Below are 21546 nucleotides of genomic sequence, written 5' to 3'. Positions count from 1 at the left end.
CGACCGACCCCTGCGAGATGCCCCCCCAGGTGACGGGTGTGAACAGATGGACCTGTGTTACTCGTGTAAGGATTGGGACACTAGTGGTTGATGGGGCTCACGTCTAACCCGGGGTCCGTCGTTCCGGCCCGCTCGAGCGGTGAACTGCGAACCGCGGGCGGTGAGCCGTGAGCGGCGGACGGCGTCCGTGGCCGTCGACCGCGCGCGACTACGCTGACCGGCATGCCCGGACCGACCTGGATCTCCGTCCCCGACGCCGCCGACGCGCTCGGGGTCCGCGACCGAGACGTGCGCCAGCTCGTCCGGGACGGACGGCTCGTCACCGTCCGCTCCAGCACCGGCGCTGCCGGCGTGGCACGCGAGATGCTCGACCTGGCGGCCGACCCGCCCGCCGTGGTCGACGGTCTGCCCGGCACCCTCACGCTGCTCTCCGACGGCGGGATGTCGGAGGCCGGGGTCGTCGCGTGGCTCTTCGAGCACGACGACGAGCTCGGCGAGGCGCCCATCGACGCCCTGCGGGCCGGCCACGTGCACGCGGTGCGCCGGGTGGCCCTCGCCCAGGCCTTCTGAGCGGTAGCGCTACGCGGCGCGCGCCGAGCGGTCGCGCTACGCCTTACGCCGCGCGCGTGACCAGCGCGTCGGCGAGCGCGTCGAGCAGGCGGCGCGGCTCGTCGTCGAGCTGGAGCCGGCCGAGAGCGGCCCGCGTGGCCCGCTCCCGCTCGTCGATGAGGCGCTCGTGGGCGTCGCGCGCCCCCGTGGCGGTGATGATCTCCCTGAGCCGGTCGACCCCCGCGGCATCGAGCGCCGGGTCCCCGACGAGTTCCTCGAGGACGGCCTGGTCGGTGGGCCCGGCGGCGCTCCACGTCAGCGCCAGCAGGGCCGTGCGCTTGCCCTCGCGCAGGTCGTCGCCCGCGGGCTTGCCGGTGACCAGCGGGTCGCCGAAGACCCCGAGCTCGTCGTCCCGGAGCTGGAACGCCTCGCCGAGCGGCTCCCCGACGGCGCGCAGGCCCGCGACCGTCTCGCTCCCGGCGCCCGCGAGCGACGCGCCCACCACGAGTGGGTGCTCGACCGAGTAGCGGGCGGACTTGTGCCGCAGCACCGTGAGCGAGCGGTCCAGGGCCCCGTCCGGGTCCGTGCGCAGCGGTGTCGCGGCCGCCCGCACGTCCAGGTACTGGCCGGCGGCGACCTCCGCGCACATGTGGTCGTACACGTGCCTCGCGGCCGCGCCGGCATCGGTCGCCACCGACGCGCGCGCGCCGTCCATCACTTTCGACGAGGCGGCGAGCAGGAGGTCGCCGAGGAGGATGGCGCCGGCCACGCCGAACGACTCCGGGTCGCCGTCGAGCCCCTGGGCTCGGTGGGTGGCCCTGATGGCCACGTGCGCGGCGGGCCGGCCACGGCGCACGTCGGCGTCGTCCATCACGTCGTCGTGGACGAGGGCCGCCAGCTGGAACAGCTCGAGCGCCGCGCCCGCCTGCACGATCGGGTCCGGGGCGGCGACGTCGCGCGCACCCCCGGCGGCGCGGTGCCCTGCGTAGGCGAGCAGCGCCCGCGACCGCTTGCCGCCGGCGAGCAGTGCGCGCCCGGGGGAGGCGAGGTCGTCCAGCCGATCGGCGAGGCCGTCCAGCTGCTCGATCGCGGACTCGAACCCCGTCCGGGTCGCGTCGTCGACGGCGGCGCGCACGTCCTCGAGGGGCTCGGGAAGAGGGGCTGGGGCCATGGCACGAGGGTACGTGGGCGGGCGGGCGGTACCGACCGCCGCGGGTCCACAGGCGGGTCGACCCGGTGTCCGTGCACAGGTGCCGGACGCGGCGTGGGCCCCGGCTGCCAGCGTGGCCGCATGACACCCATGACGCTCAGACTCTCCTGCGACGCCGACCTCGTCGGCGCCGTCCCGCACCTCCTGGGGTTCCGGCCCGAGGACTCGCTCACGCTACTGACGACCCCCAAGGTGGCCGGTGGCCGCGCCGTCGGACCGGCCGCCCGCCTCGACCTCGCCGACGCGGGAGCGACGGACGGCGAGCCCTTCGTCGCCGGGGTCGTTCGCCGGCTCGCCCGTGAGCGACTCGGCATCTACGCGGCGGTCGTGCACACCGACGCACCGCTCCGGGACGCCCGGGAGTCCCCGACCGTCCTCACCGCAGTGCGGCGGGTCCGGGCGCTCGACGACGACCGCGTGGGCGCGTGGGTCGTCGCCGCCGACGGGTGGCAGCGCCTGCCGGGGCACGCGCCGTTCGACGACCGGCCCGGTCGACGGTCCCTGGACGACCTCGTCGAGGCGCGCGCCGTGGCCGAGCTCGTCCTCACCGGGTCCGCACCGCTCGGCGTCCGGGCCGACCTCGGGGTCGTGCGGGAGCCGGGCTCGCCGAACGGACGCCTGCTCCTGGACGCCGTCGCCGCCAGGATGCGACGCAGGGCCCCGGGCATCGGCCTCTCCGTCCGGGCGTACGACGAGCTGCTCGCGCGGCGCCGCACGACCGCGAGCGGAGCGCTCCCGATGAAGGAACGTGAGCTGCTCGCCCGCCTACTCGTCGGGCTCGAGCGCCTCGAGGTGCGCGACGCCGTGCTCACCCGGGTGCTCGTGGGAGAAGGTCTGCCCACCGAGCTCCTGGCCGAGCCGGAGATCGTCGGCCCGCTGTGGATGGGCGGACCGATCGAGACCGCCGACCGGCGGCTGCCCCTGGAGGTCCTCGCCCGGTACGCCCCGGACGGTGCCGCCGCCCCGGCGCTCGCCATGCTCGCCATGCTCGCCTGGCGACGCGGGGAGGGCCCCCGGGCGGCGGTGCTCGCCGACCTCGCGCTCGCCGATCGCCCGGGCTACTCCCTGGCACGTCTCGTGGCGGACCTCCAGGCGTCCGGCACGGTGCCCCCGCGGGACGTCGACGAGTGGCTCTGCGACGACGGGCCCGAGGACGGCCTGGGCTGGTCCGACCTCACCGCCTTCGACGACGACCTCCCGGGCGAGCGGTTCCTCGACGGCGACCTGATCGACGAGGACCTGCTGGACGAGCGGCTGCTCGGCGACGACCTGCTCGACGAGGACCTGCTGGACGAGCCGCTGCTCGACGAGGCGGAGCTGCCCCGCGAGGACGGACGCGGCTGACCGGGAAAGTACGCGGCTGAGCGGGGGCGGGCGACGGTGGGCGGGCGGCCCTGCTCCCGGGCACCGCACGGGCGGTCCGGGTAGCGTCGCCCGTGCGCGCGTCGCACCGGCGGCGCACCGAGGAGGACCCGATGCACGTCGTCGTCGCGTACCTGGCCACGCCCGAGGGCGAGGCCGCACTCACCCACGCCCTGTCCGCGGTGACCGAGACCGACGAACGCGTGGTCGTCGTCCTCACCCGCACGAGGACCGAGGACGACAACCAGACCGTCGTCGAGGTCGACGCCGACACGGCACGCGACCGGCTCGACGACGCGGACGTCGCGTACGAGATGCGATACGTCGGTCTCGGTCAGGACGCCGGCCACGAGATCGTCCGGGCCGCCCAGGAGACCGGTGCGCGCCTCGTGGTCCTCGGGCTCGCGCGGCGGCCGGCGACCGGCACCCTCAGCGTGGGCTCCGGCGCCCAGCACGTCCTGCTCGAGTCGCCCTGCCCCGTCCTCGTCGTCCATCCCTGAACCCCTCCTCGTCCATCCCTGAACCCGCTCCGGGACGCCGTCACCGCCGTAGGCTGGCAGCAGCACCCGCACCGTCCGACGGAGGATCGCCGTGACCGAGCAGGACGTCCTGCACACCCCGCTGCACGCCGCGCACGTGCGCGCCGGAGCGTCGATGACCCCCTTCGCGGGCTGGGACATGCCCCTGCGCTACACCGCCGAGCTCGAGGAGCACCGCGCCGTCCGCAGCGCGGCCGGCCTGTTCGACCTGTCCCACATGGCCCAGGTCGTGGTCTCCGGGCCGGGCGCGCCCGAGGCGCTGGACCGCGCGCTCGTCACCAGGCCCTCGACCGCGGAGGTGGGGCGCGCCCGCTACTCGGTGCTGCTGGCGCCCGACGGAGGCATCGTCGACGACCTGGTCGTCTACCGGACCGCCGGACACGAGTACCTCGTCGTGGCCAACGCAGCGAACCGCCTGGTCGTCGTCGACGAGCTCACACGCCGCGCCGAAGGCGTCGACGGCGTCTCGGTCGACGACCGCACCACGGCGCGCGCGCTCGTGGCCGTCCAGGGACCCGCAGCGCCGGAGGTGCTCGCCGCGCTCACGAACGACGACCTCACGACGCTCCGGTACTTCCGCGCACGTCCGGCCACGGTCGCCGGGGTGGAGCTCCTGCTCGCCCGCACCGGGTACACCGGCGAGACCGGCTACGAGCTCATGCTCGGTGCCGCGCACGCGCCCAGGCTGTGGGAGGCCCTGCTCGAGGCGGGGGCGGCCCACGGACTGGTTCAGGCGGGCCTCGCCGCGCGCGACTCGCTGCGCCTCGAGGCGGGTATGCCGCTGTACGGCAACGAGCTCACGCGCAGGACAGGACCGGACGAGGTCGGCCTCGCCCGCCTCGTCGACCTCGCCGACGGTCATGCGTTCGTCGGACGGGCCGCGGTGGAGGCCGCGCGCCAGCGGCCCACGGGCCGGGCGCTCGTGGCCCTGACCGGCGAGGGACGCCGTGCCGCCCGCGCGGGGTCCTCGGTGCTGCTCGGCGAGGACCGGATCGGCGAGGTGACCTCCGGGGCGCTCTCGCCGACGCTCGGCCACCCGATCGCGCTCGCCCTCGTCGACCGGGCGCTCGAGCCCGGCACCACAGTCGAGGCCGACGTCCGTGGGAGGCGCCAACCCATGACCGTCGTCGAGAGCCCCTTCTACCGACGAGCCGGCTGATCTGCCGGACCGTCGCACCGCCACAGCACGTCCTACCGCGTCGCACCGTCACACCGCGAGGAGAGAGAGTCGTGAGCACCTATCCCGAGGACCGGAAGTACACCGACGAGCACGAGTGGATCTCGGTCGAGGGCCCCACCGGACGGGTCGGCCTGACCCGCTACGCGGCCGACGCGCTCGGCGAGGCCGTCTACGTCGACCTGCCCGCGGTCGGGGACTCCGTCGTGGCCGGCCAGGCCTGCGGGGAGATCGAGTCGACGAAGTCGGTCTCCGACCTCATCGCCCCGGTCTCCGGCGAGGTGACGGCCGTCAACGAGGCCGCGGACGCCGACCCGGCGATCGTCACCGGCGACCCGCACGGCGAGGGATGGCTCTACGAGGTCGCCGTCTCGGACGTCCCCGCGAACCTGCTCGACGCCCCGGCGTACGCCGCGCTCGCCGACGGGGCCGGCGCGTGACCCGGTTCGTCGACCGCCACCTCGGCGTCAGCGCGGACGCGCGCGAGGTGATGCTCTCCGCCGTCGGGGCACGCTCGACCCGCGAGCTGATGTCGAGGGCGCTGCCGCCGAGCATCCGGGAGGACGCGGACGCGCTGGTCGCCGAGCTGTCGGTCCCGACGGCGGCGAGCGAGCCCGAGGTCCAGGCCGAGCTGCGGGAGCTGGCCGCCGCCAACGTCGTGCGGCGGTCCATGATCGGCCAGGGCTACTACGGGACCCACACCCCGGCAGTCGTCCGGCGCACCGTCCTGGAGAACCCGTCCTGGTACACGGCCTACACGCCCTACCAGCCGGAGATCTCCCAGGGCCGGCTCGAGGCGCTCCTCAACTTCCAGACCCTCGTCTCGGACCTCACCGGGCTCGCGGTCTCCGGCTCGTCCATGCTCGACGAGGCGACCGCCGTGGCCGAGGGCATGCTCCTGGCGCGTCGCGCCGCCAAGGGCGCGGGGCCCAGGGTCGTCGTCGACACCGACCTGTTCACCCAGACCGCAGCCGTGCTCGAGACCCGCGCGGAGCCGGTCGGGATCGAGCTCGTCCCCGCGGACCTGCTCGGTGGTGAGCTACCGGACCTCGACGGGGTCGCCGGTGTGATCGTCCAGGTGCCGGGCGCCTCGGGACGCATCCCGGAGGCCGACGTGCTGCGCGGCGTCGTCGACGCCGCCCATGCCGCCGGAGCGCTCGCCGTCGCCGCGACCGACCTGCTCGCCTGCACGCTGATGACCGCGCCCGGCGACCTCGGGTTCGACGTCGCGGTGGGCTCCTCCCAGCGGCTCGGCGTGCCGATGGGCCTCGGCGGGCCGCACGCCGGCTTCCTCGCCGTCCGGGCGGGCCTGGAGCGTCAGCTGCCCGGACGTCTCGTGGGCGTCTCGGTCGACGCCGACGGCCGGCAGGCCTACCGGCTCGCGCTCCAGACGCGCGAGCAGCACATCCGGCGGCAGAAGGCGACGAGCAACATCTGCACCGCCCAGGTGCTCCTGGCGGTCATGGCCTCGTCCTTCGCCGTGTACCACGGGCCGGACGGCCTGACGGCGATCGCCACGCACGCGGCGCGCACGGCGGACGACCTCGCGCGCCGGCTGCGCTCCGTCGGCGGCGAGGTCACCACCGCGGGACGGTTCGACACCGTCGAGGTCCGCCTGCCCGGGCGCGCGGCGACGGTGGCCGCGGCCGCACGCGACCTCGGTGTGCTGCTGTGGGAGCAGGACGCGGACACGCTGCGGATCTCCACCGACGAGACGACGACGCCGGCCGACCTCGCCGCGGTGGTGCGCGCCGTCGCGGGCCGGGACGGGAACGACCCGAGTGCCGCCGACGCGACCGACTCCGCCGACGCGGCCGACGCCGGCGGTGCGGACCGCGCCGCGGTCCGCGCGGAGGACGCACCCGAGGACGCCACCGGCATCCCGGCGTCGATGCGTCGCACCACGGACTTCCTCACTCACCCGGTGTTCGCGACCCACCGCTCCGAGACCCAGATGCTGCGCTACCTCAAGCGGCTGGCGGACAAGGACTACGCGCTCGACCGCGGGATGATCCCGCTGGGCTCGTGCACGATGAAGCTCAACGCGGCGATCGAGATGGAGTCGATCAGCTGGCCGGGCTTCGCGGCGATCCACCCGTTCGCCCCGGCCGAGGACGTGACCGGGTACCTGCGGCTGGTGGCGGACCTCGAGGGCTGGCTCGCCGAGCTCACGGGCTACGCGGCCGTGTCGCTGCAACCGAACGCGGGCTCCCAGGGCGAGCTCGCCGGACTTCTCGCGATCCGCGGATACCACCGCTCGCGGGGCGACGACGGGCGCACCGTGTGCCTCGTGCCCGCCTCCGCGCACGGCACCAACGCCGCGTCCGCGGTCCTCGCCGGCATGTCGGTCGTCGTCGTCCCGTCGGCGGACGACGGCTCGATCGACCTCGACGCGCTCACGACGCTCGCTCAGGAGCACGCTGCCGACCTCGCAGCGATCATGCTCACCTACCCGTCCACGCACGGCGTGTACGAGGAGCACGTGCGCCAGGTCTGCGACGTGGTGCACGAGCACGGCGGTCAGGTCTACCTCGACGGTGCGAACCTCAACGCCCTGCTGGGGCACGCCCGGCCGGGTGAGCTCGGCGGCGACGTCAGCCACCTCAACCTGCACAAGACGTTCTGCATCCCGCACGGCGGGGGAGGTCCGGGGGTGGGGCCGGTGGCCGCGAAGGCGCACCTGGCCCCGTTCCTGCCGGGCCACCCGCTCGCGCAGGGCGAGATGCGCTCCGACGGGGCCGTCTCCGCCGCGCCGTACGGGTCGCCGTCGATCCTGCCGATCACCTGGGCCTACATCCGGCTCATGGGCGCCGACGGGCTGCGCCGCGCGACGGAGGACGCCGTCCTCGCCGCCAACTACGTCGCCGCACGGCTCGGCGACACGTTCCCGGTGCTCTACCGCGGGCCCGGCGACGCGGTCGCGCACGAGTGCATCCTCGACCTGCGGCCCATGCGCGCGGCCACCGGGATCACGGTCGACGACGTCGCCAAGCGGCTCATCGACCACGGGTTCCACGCGCCGACCATGAGCTTCCCCGTGCCCGGCACGTTCATGGTCGAGCCGACCGAGTCCGAGGACCTCGGCGAGATCGACCGCTTCGTCGACGCCATGCTCGCGATCCACGCCGAGGCCACCGCGGTGGCCGAGGGCCGGTGGCCGGCCGACGACAACCCGCTCGTTGGCGCCCCGCACCCGGCCGCACGCCTGGCGGGGGAGTGGCACCACCCCTACACCCGGGCCGAGGCCGCGTTCCCGGCCGGCGAGGAGGGCAAGTACTGGCCGCCCGTGGCCCGGATCGACGGCGCCTACGGGGACCGGAACCTCGTGTGCTCGTGCCCTCCGCCGGAGGCGTTCGCGCAGGGGTAGGCGGTCGGGGGTGACGTCGCACGCGTGATGGTGTAATGTCCGTGTCGGCTATAATTGTAGGGACGGCGCGCGCCGCCCCGGCCCGGTCCCGCGGGTCGGTAGGAACACCCGGCGCGACCGGCGCGTTGACACCTCGACGCCCCGAACCCCGGCGAAAGGCCCCCTGCATGAGCACCCCCACGACGACGCCCGCGACGGACACCGCCGCCGACGCCACGACCGAGACGGCAGCACCCGCGACCACCGCCGCACGGAAGCCTGCTGCCAAGAAGCCCGCTGCCAAGAAGCCCGCTGCCAAGAAGGCGGCCACGAAGAAGCCTGCTGCGAAGAGGACGACCGCGAACCCGGCGAAGGGCCGGGCGAAGGCGTCCACCGCGACGCCCCCCGTCGAGGTGGACGAGGACGAGGAGACGACGGCCACCCCCGAGGACGTCGACGACGCAGCCCTGGAGACGGACGACCAGGCCGACGACGCGATCGAGGCGGCGGACAGCGCCGACGAGGTCGACGAGCCCGAGGACGAGGACGACGAGAAGGACGCGGCGCCCGTCCAGGCCTCCGGACGCGCCTCCCGCCGCGCCAAGCTGGCGGTCGTCCCGGACGCGGTACCGAGCGGGGAGACCGGCGGCCGCAAGGAGGAGACGACCTCGAGCGGGTTCGTGGTCTCGGACTCCGACGACGACGACCAGCCCGTCCAGCAGGTCGTCACCGCCGGTGCGACCGCGGACCCGGTCAAGGACTACCTCAAGCAGATCGGCAAGGTGGCGCTGCTCAACGCCGAGCAGGAGGTCGAGCTCGCCAAGCGCATCGAGGCCGGTCTGTTCGCCGAGGAGCGCCTGGCCCAGGACCCGGACATGGAGCGCAAGCTCTCCCGGGAGCTGCAGTGGATCGCGAACGACGGCCGCCTGGCGAAGAACCACCTCCTGGAGGCCAACCTGCGCCTCGTGGTCTCCCTCGCCAAGCGCTACACGGGCCGCGGGATGCTCTTCCTCGACCTCATCCAGGAGGGCAACCTCGGGCTCATCCGCGCGGTGGAGAAGTTCGACTACACCAAGGGCTACAAGTTCTCCACGTACGCGACCTGGTGGATCCGTCAGGCCATCACGCGCGCCATGGCCGACCAGGCCCGGACCATCCGGATCCCGGTGCACATGGTCGAGGTCATCAACAAGCTCGCCCGCGTCCAGCGGCAGATGCTCCAGGACCTGGGCCGCGAGCCCACGCCCGAGGAGCTCGCCAAGGAGCTCGACATGACACCGGAGAAGGTCGTCGAGGTCCAGAAGTACGGCCGCGAGCCCATCTCCCTGCACACCCCGCTCGGCGAGGACGGCGACTCCGAGTTCGGTGATCTCATCGAGGACTCCGAGGCGGTCGTGCCGGCCGAGGCGGTGAGCTTCACCCTGCTGCAGGAGCAGCTCAACGCGGTCCTCGACACGCTCTCCGAGCGGGAGGCCGGCGTGGTCTCCATGCGGTTCGGCCTGCAGGACGGTCAGCCCAAGACGCTCGACGAGATCGGCAAGGTCTACGGGGTCACGCGCGAGCGCATCAGGCAGATAGAGAGCAAGACGATGTCGAAGCTCCGCCACCCGAGCCGCTCGCAGGTGCTTCGCGACTACCTGGACTGATCGGTCGCGACGATCGGCCGGCCCGCGGTGCCGTAGCCGGGCCGGACGATCGCCCTGCTCAGATGATCAGCCAGATGATGAGCAGGACGCCGAAGGCGATGGCGATGCCCCACAGCGCGCGGATGAGCAGCGCCGTGGTCCGGCGCGACCGTGGGTCGTCGTCGTAGCGTCCCCAGGGCATGCCCGCGAACGTGGGATCCCCCGGTGCGCGCCCCTCGTGGGCTGCCGCGGCGCGCTCCGCGTCGCTGATGCGCGACGGTCGGGGCTCGGCCTGCTCGTCCGGCGACCCGGAGGGTGCGGACGCGCCGCCGGGATCGGTGGCGCCGTACACGTCGGACGCACCGTAGGGGTCGGTCGCGGGCCGGTCGGCGGCCGGCACCGGGGTGGCCGACGCCCCGTACGCACCGGGCGAGCCGCTCTCCTCGGGCCCAGCGCCCGGGTCGCGGACGTCCGCGGTCCACCGCTGTCCGTCCCAACGCCTCTCGAGGCCCTCCTGCCAGGGGTCCGCGTGCCAGCCTGGTTCGCGCTGTTCCATCTCGGGCTCCTCGTCTCGCGTCGTCGTGCGTGCCTCAGCGTGGCACAGACGGCCGCTCGGCACCGGTCCGGGCAGCATCGGCGCGGACGTCGCCGGCAGCACCGGCGCCCCGGGGCGCCCGGCACCCGGCTGGCCGCGCGCCGACCGGGCTCAGGGGTAGGGCCACCCGTTGGGCACGCAACCCTGCATGCCGAGAGTCTGCTGCTGCATCACCGGGGCGAGCCGGCCCGGAGCGGGGCAGCCGACGTGCCCGTGCCCGAGGAAGTGCCCGACCTCGTGGTTGACCACGTAGTCGCGGTAGGACGTCAGCGAGCCGCCCGCGTTCGTGAACGGCGCCGCGCCGTAGGCCCACCGGTGGGCGTTGATGACCACGGTGGAGCCGACCCGGCACGAGGTGTATCCGTTGGTGTTGAGCGGGTGGCAGAGCCGGTCGACGGTCGCAGGGGTGGTCAGCCGGAGCACGACGTCGGCGGGTCCGTCCGTCCGCGCGAAGGTCACCGCACCGTGGCGGCCCCAGCCTCGGGAGGCGTTGAGGGTGGTCATCACGAGGCCGCCGAACTCCGGGCGGTCCACCGAGATGCCGCGCTCGGTCTCCACGCGCACGCGCACGGTCCGGGCGGCGTCGCCGGGCGCGGGCACATGGCCGGGGACGACCGCGAAGGTCCCCGAGCCGGACCACGGCGGGGCACCGACCAGACCGCCGTTCGTCGGCGGCTCGGGCGGCGGCGTCGGCGCGGCGGGCGGACGGCGCAGACCGAACGTGTCCGCGCCGTCGCCGTCCCAGTCGCCCGCGAACGCGGCGTCCGTCGTGCGGCCGAACGACACCGACGTCTCGGCGTCGCCGCCGGCCAGGGTGTTGCTCACGTGCAGCACGGTGCCGCGGCGCACGGCGAGGGTGTCGGTCCCGTCGCCGTCCCAGTCGCCCACGAGGACGGTGTCGCCGGCGCGGCCGTAGTCGAGCTCGATCTCCGCGTCGCCCGAGGTGAGCGAGTTGGACAGGAAGTACCGGTTGCCGCGGCGCACGGCGAGGGTGTCGGTCCCGTCCCCGTCCCAGTCGCCCACGTGCACGACGTCGGTCGCGCGCCCGTAGGCGACCTGCCGGTCCGCCGGGCCCGAGGTCAGCGAGTTGCGCAGGTGATAGACCTGCCCGCGCCGGACGGCCAGGGTGTCGGTGCGGTTCCCGTCCCAGTCGCCGACCAGGACGTCGTCGTCCGTACGGCCGTACACCAGGTGCCGGTCCGCGACCCCGTCCAGCTCGTCGTCGAGGAAGAACTCCGTGCCGGATCCACCGACCTCGCCCGAGGCCGCGGCCTCGGGCGGTGAGGTGGCGAGGCCGGCGAGGAGCGCGAGGGCGGGCAGAGAGGCGAGCGCGCCGAGGAGGCGTCGCCGGGGTCGGTTCACGTGCCCAGCGTAGGGCGCCGGTGGCCCGCCCGAAGCGCCCTCGAACCAGGCGCCGGCGACGTGCCCCGAGGGCCCCGGGTCAGTCCTTGACGACGTGCCGGGCGGCGAGCACCTGGAAGACGCCGAAGAGCATGAGCCCCACCGCCACGGCACCGACGAGGACGGTCCCGCCCGGCCAGCCCAGGATCGTGGCGAGCGCGGTGTCCGTGCCGCCCGCCTGGTCGGGGTCGGCGCGCAGGGCCGCCAGGGCGACGAGCACCCCGAGGACCATGAACGCGGCGCCGCGGGACGCGTGGCCGATCCGGCCCGCGTTGATCACCGCCCGGGACACGCCGGGGGAGAGCTTGCTCGCGAACCGCGCCGTCATCCCGCTCCACACCCACCACGCGCCGAGCACGACGACACCGACCCCGACGGCACCCAGCAGCACCTGGCCGCCGGGCTGGGACATGAGCGTGCTCGCCCCCTCCTCCTCGGTGCGGCCCGAGCCCGAGCTGCCGCGCAGGAGCACGACGACGCCGGTGACCGCGAGCGCGAGGGCGACGACCGCCTTGGCGGCCGAGCCGATCCGGCGCGCGACGCCCTTGAGGCCCTTCTCGCCCGGGTGGCCGCCGACGGCGAGCACGCCCTGCCAGGCGACGTAGCACAGCAGGCCGAGGACCATGACGACGAGGAGGGCCAGCCCGAGCGGCGTGCTGCCGATCTCCTCGATCGCCCCGGAGGTCGTGGCCTCCTCGGACGAGCCGGAGCCGCGCGCGAGACGCATCGCCATCCAGCCGACGGCGAGCCACACCACGCCCTGGGCCGCGAAGCCCACCTGCCCCAGACGGTGGAGCCGTCCACCGCGGGCGGAGGCCTGGGCGTCCCGCGCGACCCCGTCCACCCGAGCCCTGGTCGATCCGTTGCTCATGGGGTCATCGAAGCATCCGGCACCGGGGGCCGCACGGCGAACGGCCGCCGCCCCGCGAGGGGACGACGGCCGTGCGGCGTCGGGGGGATCAGGCGTTCGCGTCGTGCAGGCGGTCGCTCTCGTCGTGGATCTCGGTCGCGACCTCGCCGAGCTTCTCGGCGTGGCGGCGCGCGTGGTGCGCGCAGAAGAGCAGCGAGCCGGAGCGCAGGGTCACGCGGACGTAGGCCTGTGCGCCGCAGGCGTCGCAGCGGTCGGCGGCGGTGAGCTGGGGTGCGGTGGCTGTAGTGGTCACGCCAGCATGTAACCATCCACGTGGGCGATCCGTGCCCAGGTGGCGGGGGAGTTCGCCCCCGGCGTACCCGCGTGTCGCCCGGGTCACCACGGCCACGCCTCCGGGCCTGCCGGCCGGGCCGGCCGTACGATCCTTCGGTGAACCCCACCTCAGCCGCCGAGTACTCGGCACGGCACCTCTCGGTCCTCGAGGGCCTCGCCGCCGTGCGCAAGCGCCCCGGGATGTACATCGGGTCCACCGACGGGCGCGGCCTCATGCACTGCCTGTGGGAGATCGTCGACAACTCGGTCGACGAGGGGCTCGGCGGCCACGCGGGCCGCATCGAGATCGTCCTGCACCCGGACGGTTCGGTCGAGGTGCGCGACGACGGGCGCGGCATCCCGGTCGACGAGGTCCCCGGCGTCGGGCTGTCCGGCGTCGAGGTCGTCTACACCAAGCTGCACGCGGGCGGGAAGTTCGACTCCGGCTCCTACGCCGCCTCGGGGGGTCTGCACGGCGTCGGGGCCTCCGTGGTCAACGCACTGTCGGCCCGCCTGGACGTCGAGGTGGACCGGGGCGGGAAGACGCACCGCATGACCTTCCGACGCGGTGAGCCCGGCACCTTCGACGACCCGCACGGCGGGCCCGCGGCCGACTCCCCGTTCCAGCCGTTCGACAAGGGCTCGACGCTCGAGGTCGTCGGCAAGGTCCGGCGCGGCGTCACCGGCACCCGGGTGCGCTACTGGGCGGACCCGCAGATCTTCCCGGCCACCGCGGAGTTCAGCCTCGAGGAGGTGCTCGGCCGCGCGCGGCAGACGTCGTTCCTCGTCCCGGGCCTGACGATCGTCGTCTCGGACCATCGCGCCGCCGACCCGGCCGAGCACACGAGCGAGGAGTTCCGGCACGACGGCGGGACGTCGGACTTCGTCGAGCACCTCGGCCCGGACCCGGCGGTCACCCAGGTCTGGCGGCTCACGGGGCAGGGCACGTTCACAGAGTCGGTCCAGCAGCTCGACCGCCAGGGGCACCTGCGCCCCGTCGACGTCGAGCGCACGTGCCTCGTCGACGTCGCGGTGCGGTGGGGCACGGGCTTCGAGACGACGGCGCGCAGCTTCGTCAACATCATCGCCACCCCCAAGGGCGGCACCCACATGGCCGGCTTCGAGCAGGCCGTGCTGAAGGTCGCGCGCAAGCAGATCGAGGCGAACGCGAGGCGCCTGAAGGTCACGGCCAAGGATCCGCGCATCGAGAAGGACGACGTCCTGGCGGGCCTCACCGCGGTGGTGTCCGTGCGGCTGCCCGAGCCGCAGTTCGAGGGGCAGACGAAGGAGGTCCTCGGCACCGCCCAGGTCCGCCAGGTCGTCGCCAAGGTCGTCGAGTCCGAGCTGACCGACATCCTCACGTCGAGCAGGGCGGCGGTCCGGTCGCAGTCGAACGCGCTGCTGGAGAAGATGGTCGGCGAGATGCGCGCCCGGGTGGCCGCCCGCACCCAGAAGGACATCTCGCGGCGCAAGAACGCGCTGGAGAACTCCTCGCTGCCGACCAAGCTCGTCGACTGCCGGACGAAGGACGTCGAGCGCTCCGAGCTGTTCATCGTCGAGGGCGACTCGGCCCTGGGCACGGCCCGGCGCGCGCGCAGCTCGGAGTTCCAGGCGCTGCTGCCGATCCGCGGCAAGATCCTCAACGTCCAGAAGGCCTCGACCGCCGACATCCTCAACAACGTCGAGGTGGCGACGATCTTCCAGGTGCTCGGCGCCGGGTCGGGGCGCACGTTCGACCTGGACCTCGCGCGCTACGGAAAGGTCGTGCTCATGACGGACGCCGACGTCGACGGCGCGCACATCCGCACCCTCCTGCTCACGCTGTTCTTCCGGTACTGCCGGCCGCTGGTGGAGGCCGGCCGCGTCTTCGCGGCGGTGCCGCCGCTGCACCGCGTGGAGGTCGCCGGGTCCGGAGGGAAGAAGGGGGAGGTGCACTACACCTACTCCGACGCCGAGCTCGCCGCGCTCGTGCGGAAGCTCGAGCGCGCCGGGAAGCGCCTCAAGGACACGCCCCAGCGCTACAAGGGGCTCGGTGAGATGGACGCTGACCAGCTGGCGGAGACGACGATGGATCCCGCCCGGCGCACCCTGCGGCGGATCACCGGGGCCGACGAGGCGGCCGTCGCGCGCGCCGAGTCCGTGTTCGAGCTGCTCATGGGCAGCGAGGTGGCGCCCCGCCGGGACTTCATCGTCGCCGGCGCGGCCGAGGTCGACCGCGAGCGGATCGACGCCTGAGGGTCGCGGCCGGGCCGCCTCCGCGGTGCGCCGACGTAGACTCGGAGCCATGATCGTGTCCTCGGCGAGGCCCGGCGCGCACTCCGCGCGCCGCTTCGACGCACCGGCCTCCGCAGCCCTGCCGGGCCCGCACCTGGGCCTGACCTGGCGCACCCTGGACCCGGGCGACGGCGCGGACGTCCATGCTCTGTGGGACCGCTCGGACGCGGTCGACGTCCACGGTGACAGCACGACGCGCGGGGAGCTGGACGAGACCCTGCGCGCCGCCGCGCGCTCCGGCGACACGCTCGGCGGTTTCGACCCCGAGGGCATCCTGCGGGCTGCTGCCGCGCTCGTGCTCACCAGCCGGGCGGACACCGCCGAGGTGCGACTGCGTGCCACCGTCGACCCGGGTACCCGCGGACGAGGGATCGGCAAGGCACTCCTGGGGTGGCAGGACGACCGCGCCCGGCAGCTGCTCGCCGCGAGCGCCCCGGCGGGACCGGCACGCATCGTCATCGACGTCGGGCTGCACCAGGGTGACCGTCGTCGGCTCTACGCCGCCGCCGGTTTCGCCCCGGAGCCCTCGGGACCCGGCACGACGTTCGCGGTGACGCTGTGAACCAGCCTGCGGGACGCGGTCTGCGTGCCGCCCTCACCGGCCTGCGCACCTCCACCCGGCACCCCACGGGCGACACCCGGGCGATGCCCCTGCTCGGCGACGAGGGCGATGTCAGCTCCTTCGACGACCACCTCCTGCCGCGGCAGGTCGAGGGCCTGGTGTGGTCCGTGCTCGACGCCCCCCGAGCCGCGGAGCTCGCCGCGCTCGTCTCACGCATCGAGACCGCCGACGGTACACCGGTGCGTACCTCCGCCGAGGAGGTGGAGAGCTACTTCGCCGAGCGGGAGGGCTTCCGTGCCGTCGCCGGTGACGACGGCGACGGCGTCATGCGAGCGTTCGGACTGGTCCGCCCGAAGGGCCAGGTCGAGGGCATGCAGTCGTTCACGTGCTCGGGCGGTGTCGACGACGCCCTGCGCCTCAAGGGCGCCGGCTTCGCGCTGGTCGACTGGCAGGTGTCGACCTCCCGTGCGTTGCTGGCGTCCTCGGGAGCGGAGCAGGGCGTCGTCGTCGTGCACGTCGACGAGACCGAGACCGACCTCAGGGCGCTCCTCGAGGAGCACGGCTTCCGGCCGCGCCGCTGGTACGTCCAGATGCGCCGGAGCCTCGCCCTGGACATCCCGGGCATCGCGCTGCCGCAGTACGTCTCGGTCGAGCCGTGGACGGCCGACCTGGCCGAGCAGGTGCGCCGCGCGCACGGCCGCGCCTTCGCGGACCAGCCCGAGGGAGCCATGGAGCGCGGGTCGGACCTGTGGGGACCGGAGGCGACCGCGTTCGAGCCACGCTGGAGCTTCGTCGCGCTCGACCGCTCCTCGGACCGGGCGAAGATCGCGGGCTACATCGTCTCCAGCCGGTACGAGCAGGACTGGGAGGCGCTCGGCTGGACCGAGGGCTACACCGAGGTCCTGGGCGTGCTGTCCGAGTGGCGCGGCAAGCACGTGGGCAGCGCCCTGCTCAGCGCCGCCATGCGCGCGTACGCCGCGGACGGCATGGAGTACGCCGGCCTCGACGTCGACGTGGACTTCGCCCTCGACGTCGACCACCCCGAGCCGCACTCGATGATGGCGCTGTACACGAGCCTGGACTACGTGCCCACGAGCCGGTCGGCGCTGCACGTCCTCGAGCTCGGGGCCCCCTAGGAACCTCCGGCGCGCAGGTACGGCTCGACGAGCTCGGCGTACCGCGCGCTCGCGGTGGCGAGCGTGACCTCTCCCGGGGCGTCCCAGATCTGCTGGTTGAAGATCTCGACCTCGACGTCACCGCTGTAGCCGGCCTCGGCGACCCAGGTCGAGACGGACCGGAAGTCGACGAAGCCGTCGCCGGGGAAGCCTCGGGAGAGCAGCGGGTCGGCGGCGATCGGCTGGTTCCAGTCGCACACCTGGTAGGCCGCGAGGCGGCCCTCGGCGCCGGCACGCGCGATCTGCTCGCGCAGGTCGGGGTCCCACCACACGTGGTAGGTGTCCACGACGACGCCGACGGTGCTTGCCGGGAACGGCGCCGCGAGGTCGAGGCACTGGCGCAGCGTGGACAGCACCGCCCGGTCCCCGGCGAAGATCGGGTGCAGCGGTTCGAGGACGAGGCGGACGTCGTGCTCGGCGGCCACGTCCACGAGCTCCGCGATCCGGTCGGCCACGCGAGCGCGGGCGGCGACGAGGTCCCGGTCGCCGCCCGGGGCGGGTGGCCGGTTGGGCCCGGTGGCCGCGGGCAGCCCGCCGGCGACGATGATGAGCTCGTGCGTCCCCAGGGTGGCGGCCTCGACGATCGCGGCCGCGTTGTCGGCCAGCGCGGCGCGCCGCCCGTCCTCGTCCGGGGCCGTGAGGAACCCGCCGCGGCACAGGGAGGAGACCCGCAGCCCGGCCTCGCGCACGAGCCGCGCGGCGTCCTCGAGCCCGACCTCGGCCACGCGGTCCCGCCACAGGCCGAGGGCGGGGATCCCGGCGGCGAGGGCTCCCTCGACGGCCTGCTCGAGCGTCCATGCCTTCGTGGTGGCGGTGTTGAGCGAGAACCGGCTGAGGTCCGGCGCGCTCATCGTGCACCCGCCGGGGTGAGGCCGGTGACCTCGAGGAACCGGCCCATGCGGTGGGCGGCGAGGTCCGGGTCGGTGAGCAGGCCGGCGGTGTCGGCGAGCCGGAAGAGCTCGACGAGGTGGGGTGCGGAACGTCCCGACTGCAGCCCGCCGACCATCTGGAAACCGGGCTGGTGCCCGCCGAGCCACGCGAGGAACGCGACGCCGGTCTTGTAGTAGTAGGTCGGTGCGGCGAAGAGGTGCCGGCCCAGCGCCTGCGTGGCGGCCAGCGTCTCGTGCGCGCGGGAGGGGTCGCCGGCGTCGAGCGCGGACAGTGCGTGGGACGCCGCCGGCGCGATGGCGGCGAACACGCCGAGCAGGGCGTCGGAGTGTCCCCGCTCGTCGCCGACCACGAGGTCGGGGTAGTTGTAGTCGTCGCCGGTGTACATGCGCACGCCCGCGGGCAGGCGCTCCCGGACCCGGACCTCCAGATCGGCGTCGAGCAGGGAGATCTTGATGCCGTCGACCCGAGAGGCGTGCTCGGCGACGAGGGTGAGCACGACCTCGGCGGCGGCGTACGGGTCGTCGTGGCCCCAGTAGCCGGCGAGCTGCGGGTCGAAGGCCTCGCCGAGCCAGTGGAGGATCACCGGGGTCGAGCTCTCCGTGAGCAGCGTCGAGTACACCGAGCGGTAGTCGTCGGCGTCGCGGGCGGTGGCGGCGAGCGCGCGCGAGGCCATGAGGATGGGGCGGGCCCCGGCCTCGCCGACGACGGCGAGCTGGCCGCGGTAGGCGTCGGTCACGGTGCGCAGCGCCGAGTCGTGGTCGGCGTCGGCGAGGCTCGCGGGAGAGACCTCGTCGGTGCCCGCGCCGCAGGCGATGACGGCCCCCACCGAGCGCGCCTCGGCGGTCGAGCGGCGGATGAGCTCCGCGGCGGCGGGCCAGTCCAGGCCCATGCCGCGCTGGGCGGTGTCCATGGCCTCGGCGACCCCCAGCCCGTGCGACCACAGGTGGTGGCGGAACCCCAGCGTGGCGTCCCAGTCCAGGACGGCGGGCGATCCGGGGGTGCTGTCGGCGCCCACGGCCGGCACGACGTGGGCCGCCGCGTAGGCGACCCGGGATGTGAACGGCGCCGAGGGGCGGCCCCAGTCGCGCGCCGCGGCGAGGCGGTGCTCGGTGACGGTCCCGTCGGCCGCAGGCAGCGCGACGGCGGGCGTGGAGGAGGGTGCCGCGCTCATCGGGGCGCTCCCACGGCGGTGTCGTCGAGCGAGACGACGGGGACCTCGAGGCGGCGCCCCTCGGCCGACGACCGCAGGCCGAGCTCGGCGAGCTGCACGCCGCGCGCGGCGGAGAGCAGGTCGTAGCGATGGGGGCGGCCCGCCACGACGTCGGCGAGGAACTCCTCCCACTGCGCCTTGAACCCGTTGTCCAGCTCGGCGTTCGCGGGCACGTCGAGCCACTGGTCGCGGTAGGACTCGGTCACCGGCAGGTCGGGGTTCCACACCGCGGCCGGGGTGTGTGCTCGCTGCTGCGCCACGCAGGAGTGCAGGCCCGCGACGGCGGACCCGTGGGTGCCGTCGACCTGGAACTCCACGAGCTCGTCGCGATGCACCCGGGTGGCCCACGAGGAGTTGATCTGCACCACCACGGGGTCTCCGCCCGGCGTGGTGACGTCGAAGATCCCGTAGGCCGCGTCGTCGGCGGTGGCCGGGTACCGCGCGCCCAGCTCGTCGACCCGGGCGGGAATGTGCGTGACGGTCCGGGCCGTCACGGTGTCGACGGTCCCGACGATGCCCTCGAGCACGTAGTTCCAGTGGCAGAACATGTCGGTCGTGATACCGCCGCCGTCCTCGCTGCGGTAGTTCCACGACGGGCGCTGACCGGGCTGCACGTCGCCCTCGAACACCCAGTAGCCGAACTCGCCGCGCATCGACAGGATGCGGCCGAAGAATCCCTCGTCGACGAGGCGGCGCAGCTTGACCAGGCCCGGCAGGTAGAGCTTGTCGTGGACGACCCCGACGGTCACGCCGGCGTCGGCGCCCCGGCGTGCGAGCTCGACGGCCTCGGTCAGCGTCTCCGCGGTCGGCTTCTCCGTGTAGACGTGCTTGCCGTGGGCGAGCGCGGTCGTGATCGCCGGTACCCGCCGCGACGTGACCTGCGCGTCGAAGTAGACATCGACCGTGGGGTCCGCCAGGACGGCCTCGACGTCGGTGGACCACTGCTCGACCCCGTGCCGACGCGCGAGCTCGGCCACCTTCTCGGCGTTGCGGCCCAGGAGTATCGGCTCGACCTGGACGCGGTCGCCGCCCGGGAGCACCACGCCCCCGGCGTCCCGCAGCGGAAGGATCGAGCGCACGAGGTGCTGGCGGTAGCCCATGCGACCGGTGATGCCGTTCATGGCGATGCGGAGCGTGCGAGTGGTCATGGTCTCTCCATCGAGTACGAGGCGGAATGCGCTTTCCAGATTATGTCCAGGCTACCCGGGTGTCAACGCGGGGCCGACGCGTGTCCGGGGCGTGGCTGAGAACGCGTGCCGGGCTCGGGCACTGCGCGCCGGGCTCGGGCGACCCGTGTCCGGGCTCGCCCGGCACGCCGACGCGTCGGGTCAGCGCAGGTCCGGCGTGGACTCGCGCAGGACGACGTCCGCGCCGACGAGGATCTCGCGCGGGCCGTCGTCGGGCTCGAGCGCGAGCGGGACGGCCAGCCGACCCATGCGCTCCATCGGCAGGGCGACGGTCGTGAGGCCGGGGGCGACGTCGCGCAGCGTGGTGATGTCGTCGAACCCGGCGATCGCGACGTCGTCGGGGACGTCGAGGCCGGCCTCGCGCGCGGCCGACATCGCGCCGACGGCCATGACGTCGTTGACGGCGAACACCAGGCGCGGCCTGCTGCTCCCGGCGAGCAGGGTCGTCATCGCGGCGTGTCCGCCGTCGCGGGTGAAGTCGCCGGGCACGACCCAGGTCGCGGGGATCTCGACCCCGAGCTCCCCGAGCGCACTCCGGAAGGCGGCCACGCGGTCGCGGGCCGTCACGTGCCAGGTGGGTCCGGCGAGGATGCCGATCTCCCGGTAGCCGATCGCGTGCAGGGCCCGGGCGAGGTCCGTGCTGCCCGCGACGTTGTCGGGCACGACCGTGCTCAGCCCGGGCAGCGGCTGCCCCACGAGAGCGACCCCGGCCCCGCGGTCCTGGTAGGCGTGCAGGACGCGGTGCAGGCGCTCGTTGACGTCCGCGTCGTCGATGCGACCGCCGGCGATGACGATCGCCCGCGCGCGCTGGTTCTGCAGCGTGGCGATGAAGTCGAGCTCTCGGGCGGGGTCGCGGTGGGTGGTGGCGAGCGTGACGACGCAGCCCGCCGTGTCCGCGGCGGCGATGACGCCGGCGGCGATGGCCGAGAAGTAGGGGTCGGCGATGTCCTGGACGATGAGCCCGACCGTGTCGGTGCGGCCGCGCGCCATCGCCTGGGCGTTGGCGTCGGGGGAGTAGTCCAGGCGCGCCGCCGCGGCCAGCACACGCTCCCGGAGCTCGGCGCGCACGGTGCGCTCCGAGCTGCCGTTGATGGCGCGCGAGGCGGTCGCGAGGGACACGCCCGCCGCCTCGGCGACCTGGGAGAGCGTGACCCGGCCGTGCCCCGCGCGCGCCGACGTCGGACGCGGGGGTTCCTCCTCGCTCATCGAGCCTCCTCGAACTCGGACGCGGCACCTGCCGAGCCGGCGGGCACCGGTCGG

19 protein-coding genes are annotated in these 21546 nt (G+C 74.3%); 10 read left to right on the top strand and 9 right to left on the bottom strand.

Annotated elements, in window-relative coordinates; all coding sequences use genetic code 11:
* Positions 1-222: 222 nt before the first annotated feature.
* Positions 223-570 (top strand): Rv2175c family DNA-binding protein, encoded by a 348-nt coding sequence (locus ACZLKG_RS10700; RefSeq protein WP_425708877.1) that lies wholly within the window; start codon positions 223-225, stop codon positions 568-570.
* Positions 571-613: 43 nt separating this feature from the next.
* Here ACZLKG_RS10700 and ACZLKG_RS10695 read toward each other — a convergent pair whose 3' ends face one another.
* Positions 614-1720 (bottom strand): polyprenyl synthetase family protein, encoded by a 1107-nt coding sequence (locus tag ACZLKG_RS10695; protein ID WP_425708876.1) that lies wholly within the window; start codon positions 1718-1720, stop codon positions 614-616.
* 120 nt (positions 1721-1840) lie between these two features.
* Between ACZLKG_RS10695 and ACZLKG_RS10690 the strand changes: the two genes are divergently transcribed.
* The 6 genes from ACZLKG_RS10690 (at position 1841) to ACZLKG_RS10665 (ending at position 9829) form a co-directional block, all read left to right on the top strand.
* On the top strand, positions 1841-3103 hold the full coding sequence (locus tag ACZLKG_RS10690; protein ID WP_425708875.1) for a DUF4192 family protein: 1263 nt from the start codon (positions 1841-1843) through the stop codon (positions 3101-3103).
* Positions 3104-3234: 131 nt separating this feature from the next.
* Positions 3235-3621: a universal stress protein gene (locus ACZLKG_RS10685; RefSeq protein ID WP_425708874.1), complete on the top strand. Its 387-nt coding sequence runs from the start codon at positions 3235-3237 to the stop codon at positions 3619-3621.
* 91 nt (positions 3622-3712) lie between these two features.
* Positions 3713-4819, top strand: coding sequence for a glycine cleavage system aminomethyltransferase GcvT (gene gcvT, locus ACZLKG_RS10680; RefSeq protein ID WP_463648717.1), 1107 nt, complete (start codon positions 3713-3715; stop codon positions 4817-4819).
* 71 nt (positions 4820-4890) lie between these two features.
* The gene (gene gcvH, locus ACZLKG_RS10675) at positions 4891-5277 is read left to right on the top strand and encodes a glycine cleavage system protein GcvH (RefSeq protein WP_425708872.1); all 387 of its coding nucleotides are present in this window, start codon (positions 4891-4893) and stop codon (positions 5275-5277) included.
* Complete coding sequence (gene gcvP / locus ACZLKG_RS10670; protein ID WP_425708871.1) at positions 5274-8204, top strand: aminomethyl-transferring glycine dehydrogenase; 2931 nt, start codon at positions 5274-5276, stop codon at positions 8202-8204. Before gcvH ends, gcvP begins: the two co-directional genes overlap by 4 nt.
* Before the next feature lie 35 nt (positions 8205-8239).
* Positions 8240-9829: an RNA polymerase sigma factor gene (locus tag ACZLKG_RS10665; protein WP_463648716.1), complete on the top strand. Its 1590-nt coding sequence runs from the start codon at positions 8240-8242 to the stop codon at positions 9827-9829.
* Between the two features lie 58 nt (positions 9830-9887).
* Here the strand turns inward: ACZLKG_RS10665 and ACZLKG_RS10660 are convergent, their stop codons facing one another.
* The 4 genes from ACZLKG_RS10660 to ACZLKG_RS10645 all read right to left on the bottom strand — a co-directional run bounded on the left by ACZLKG_RS10660 (position 9888) and on the right by ACZLKG_RS10645 (position 12967).
* Positions 9888-10364 carry a DUF2510 domain-containing protein gene (locus tag ACZLKG_RS10660; protein WP_425708869.1) on the bottom strand — a complete coding sequence of 159 codons (477 nt, stop codon included), beginning with the start codon at positions 10362-10364 and terminating at the stop codon, positions 9888-9890.
* Between the two features lie 150 nt (positions 10365-10514).
* On the bottom strand, positions 10515-11765 hold the full coding sequence (locus ACZLKG_RS10655; protein ID WP_425708868.1) for a DUF3152 domain-containing protein: 1251 nt from the start codon (positions 11763-11765) through the stop codon (positions 10515-10517).
* Between the two features lie 79 nt (positions 11766-11844).
* Positions 11845-12675, bottom strand: coding sequence for a DUF1206 domain-containing protein (locus tag ACZLKG_RS10650; RefSeq protein ID WP_425708867.1), 831 nt, complete (start codon positions 12673-12675; stop codon positions 11845-11847).
* 88 nt (positions 12676-12763) lie between these two features.
* Complete coding sequence (locus tag ACZLKG_RS10645; protein WP_425708866.1) at positions 12764-12967, bottom strand: DUF7455 domain-containing protein; 204 nt, start codon at positions 12965-12967, stop codon at positions 12764-12766.
* A gap of 137 nt (positions 12968-13104) precedes the next feature.
* Here ACZLKG_RS10645 and ACZLKG_RS10640 point away from each other — a divergent pair, with 137 nt between their 5' ends.
* The 3 genes from ACZLKG_RS10640 to ACZLKG_RS10630 are packed head-to-tail and all read left to right on the top strand — an operon-like array spanning position 13105 to position 16959.
* On the top strand, positions 13105-15222 hold the full coding sequence (locus ACZLKG_RS10640; protein ID WP_425708865.1) for a DNA gyrase/topoisomerase IV subunit B: 2118 nt from the start codon (positions 13105-13107) through the stop codon (positions 15220-15222).
* A 49-nt stretch (positions 15223-15271) separates the two neighbouring features.
* Positions 15272-15823 carry a hypothetical protein gene (locus tag ACZLKG_RS10635; protein WP_425708864.1) on the top strand — a complete coding sequence of 184 codons (552 nt, stop codon included), beginning with the start codon at positions 15272-15274 and terminating at the stop codon, positions 15821-15823.
* A complete protein-coding gene (locus ACZLKG_RS10630) occupies positions 15820-16959 on the top strand; it encodes a GNAT family N-acetyltransferase (RefSeq protein WP_425708863.1) in 1140 nt (379 codons plus the stop codon). Before ACZLKG_RS10635 ends, ACZLKG_RS10630 begins: the two co-directional genes overlap by 4 nt.
* On the opposite strand, the gene ACZLKG_RS10625 is transcribed toward ACZLKG_RS10630, so the two are convergent.
* The 4 genes from ACZLKG_RS10625 to ACZLKG_RS10610 all read right to left on the bottom strand — a co-directional run bounded on the left by ACZLKG_RS10625 (position 16956) and on the right by ACZLKG_RS10610 (position 21492).
* Positions 16956-17849 (bottom strand): sugar phosphate isomerase/epimerase family protein, encoded by an 894-nt coding sequence (locus ACZLKG_RS10625; protein WP_425708862.1) that lies wholly within the window; start codon positions 17847-17849, stop codon positions 16956-16958. The two genes, ACZLKG_RS10630 and ACZLKG_RS10625, sit on opposite strands and share 4 nt — an antisense overlap.
* Positions 17846-19060: a dihydrodipicolinate synthase family protein gene (locus ACZLKG_RS10620; protein ID WP_425708861.1), complete on the bottom strand. Its 1215-nt coding sequence runs from the start codon at positions 19058-19060 to the stop codon at positions 17846-17848. Before ACZLKG_RS10620 ends, ACZLKG_RS10625 begins: the two co-directional genes overlap by 4 nt.
* Positions 19057-20247 carry a Gfo/Idh/MocA family protein gene (locus ACZLKG_RS10615; RefSeq protein WP_463648715.1) on the bottom strand — a complete coding sequence of 397 codons (1191 nt, stop codon included), beginning with the start codon at positions 20245-20247 and terminating at the stop codon, positions 19057-19059. The genes ACZLKG_RS10620 and ACZLKG_RS10615 overlap by 4 nt, the downstream gene beginning before the upstream one ends.
* A 180-nt stretch (positions 20248-20427) precedes the next feature.
* Positions 20428-21492, bottom strand: coding sequence for a LacI family DNA-binding transcriptional regulator (locus tag ACZLKG_RS10610; protein WP_425708859.1), 1065 nt, complete (start codon positions 21490-21492; stop codon positions 20428-20430).
* Positions 21493-21546: the final 54 nt, after the last annotated feature.

It is taken from the genome of Georgenia sp. Z2081 (assembly GCF_055326445.1).
The sequence above is the reverse complement of the archived record's forward strand: the minus strand, read 5'-3'. Positions and strand labels throughout refer to the sequence as shown.

Bases quoted from the DNA above. Each gene is read 5' to 3' on its own strand.
- ACZLKG_RS10610 (WP_425708859.1), bottom strand. From the start codon at position 21,492: ATGAGCGAGGAGGAACCCCCGCGTCCGACGTCGGCGCGCGCGGGGCAC.
- ACZLKG_RS10620 (WP_425708861.1), bottom strand. From the start codon at position 19,060: ATGAGCGCGGCACCCTCCTCCACGCCCGCCGTCGCGCTGCCTGCGGCC.
- ACZLKG_RS10650 (WP_425708867.1), bottom strand. From the start codon at position 12,675: ATGAGCAACGGATCGACCAGGGCTCGGGTGGACGGGGTCGCGCGGGAC.
- ACZLKG_RS10685 (WP_425708874.1), top strand. From the start codon at position 3,235: ATGCACGTCGTCGTCGCGTACCTGGCCACGCCCGAGGGCGAGGCCGCA.
- ACZLKG_RS10615 (WP_463648715.1), bottom strand. From the start codon at position 20,247: ATGACCACTCGCACGCTCCGCATCGCCATGAACGGCATCACCGGTCGC.
- ACZLKG_RS10690 (WP_425708875.1), top strand. From the start codon at position 1,841: ATGACACCCATGACGCTCAGACTCTCCTGCGACGCCGACCTCGTCGGC.
- ACZLKG_RS10635 (WP_425708864.1), top strand. From the start codon at position 15,272: ATGATCGTGTCCTCGGCGAGGCCCGGCGCGCACTCCGCGCGCCGCTTC.
- ACZLKG_RS10700 (WP_425708877.1), top strand. From the start codon at position 223: ATGCCCGGACCGACCTGGATCTCCGTCCCCGACGCCGCCGACGCGCTC.
- ACZLKG_RS10660 (WP_425708869.1), bottom strand. From the start codon at position 10,364: ATGGAACAGCGCGAACCAGGCTGGCACGCGGACCCCTGGCAGGAGGGC.
- ACZLKG_RS10665 (WP_463648716.1), top strand. From the start codon at position 8,240: ATGTCCGTGTCGGCTATAATTGTAGGGACGGCGCGCGCCGCCCCGGCC.
- ACZLKG_RS10625 (WP_425708862.1), bottom strand. From the start codon at position 17,849: ATGAGCGCGCCGGACCTCAGCCGGTTCTCGCTCAACACCGCCACCACG.
- ACZLKG_RS10695 (WP_425708876.1), bottom strand. From the start codon at position 1,720: ATGGCCCCAGCCCCTCTTCCCGAGCCCCTCGAGGACGTGCGCGCCGCC.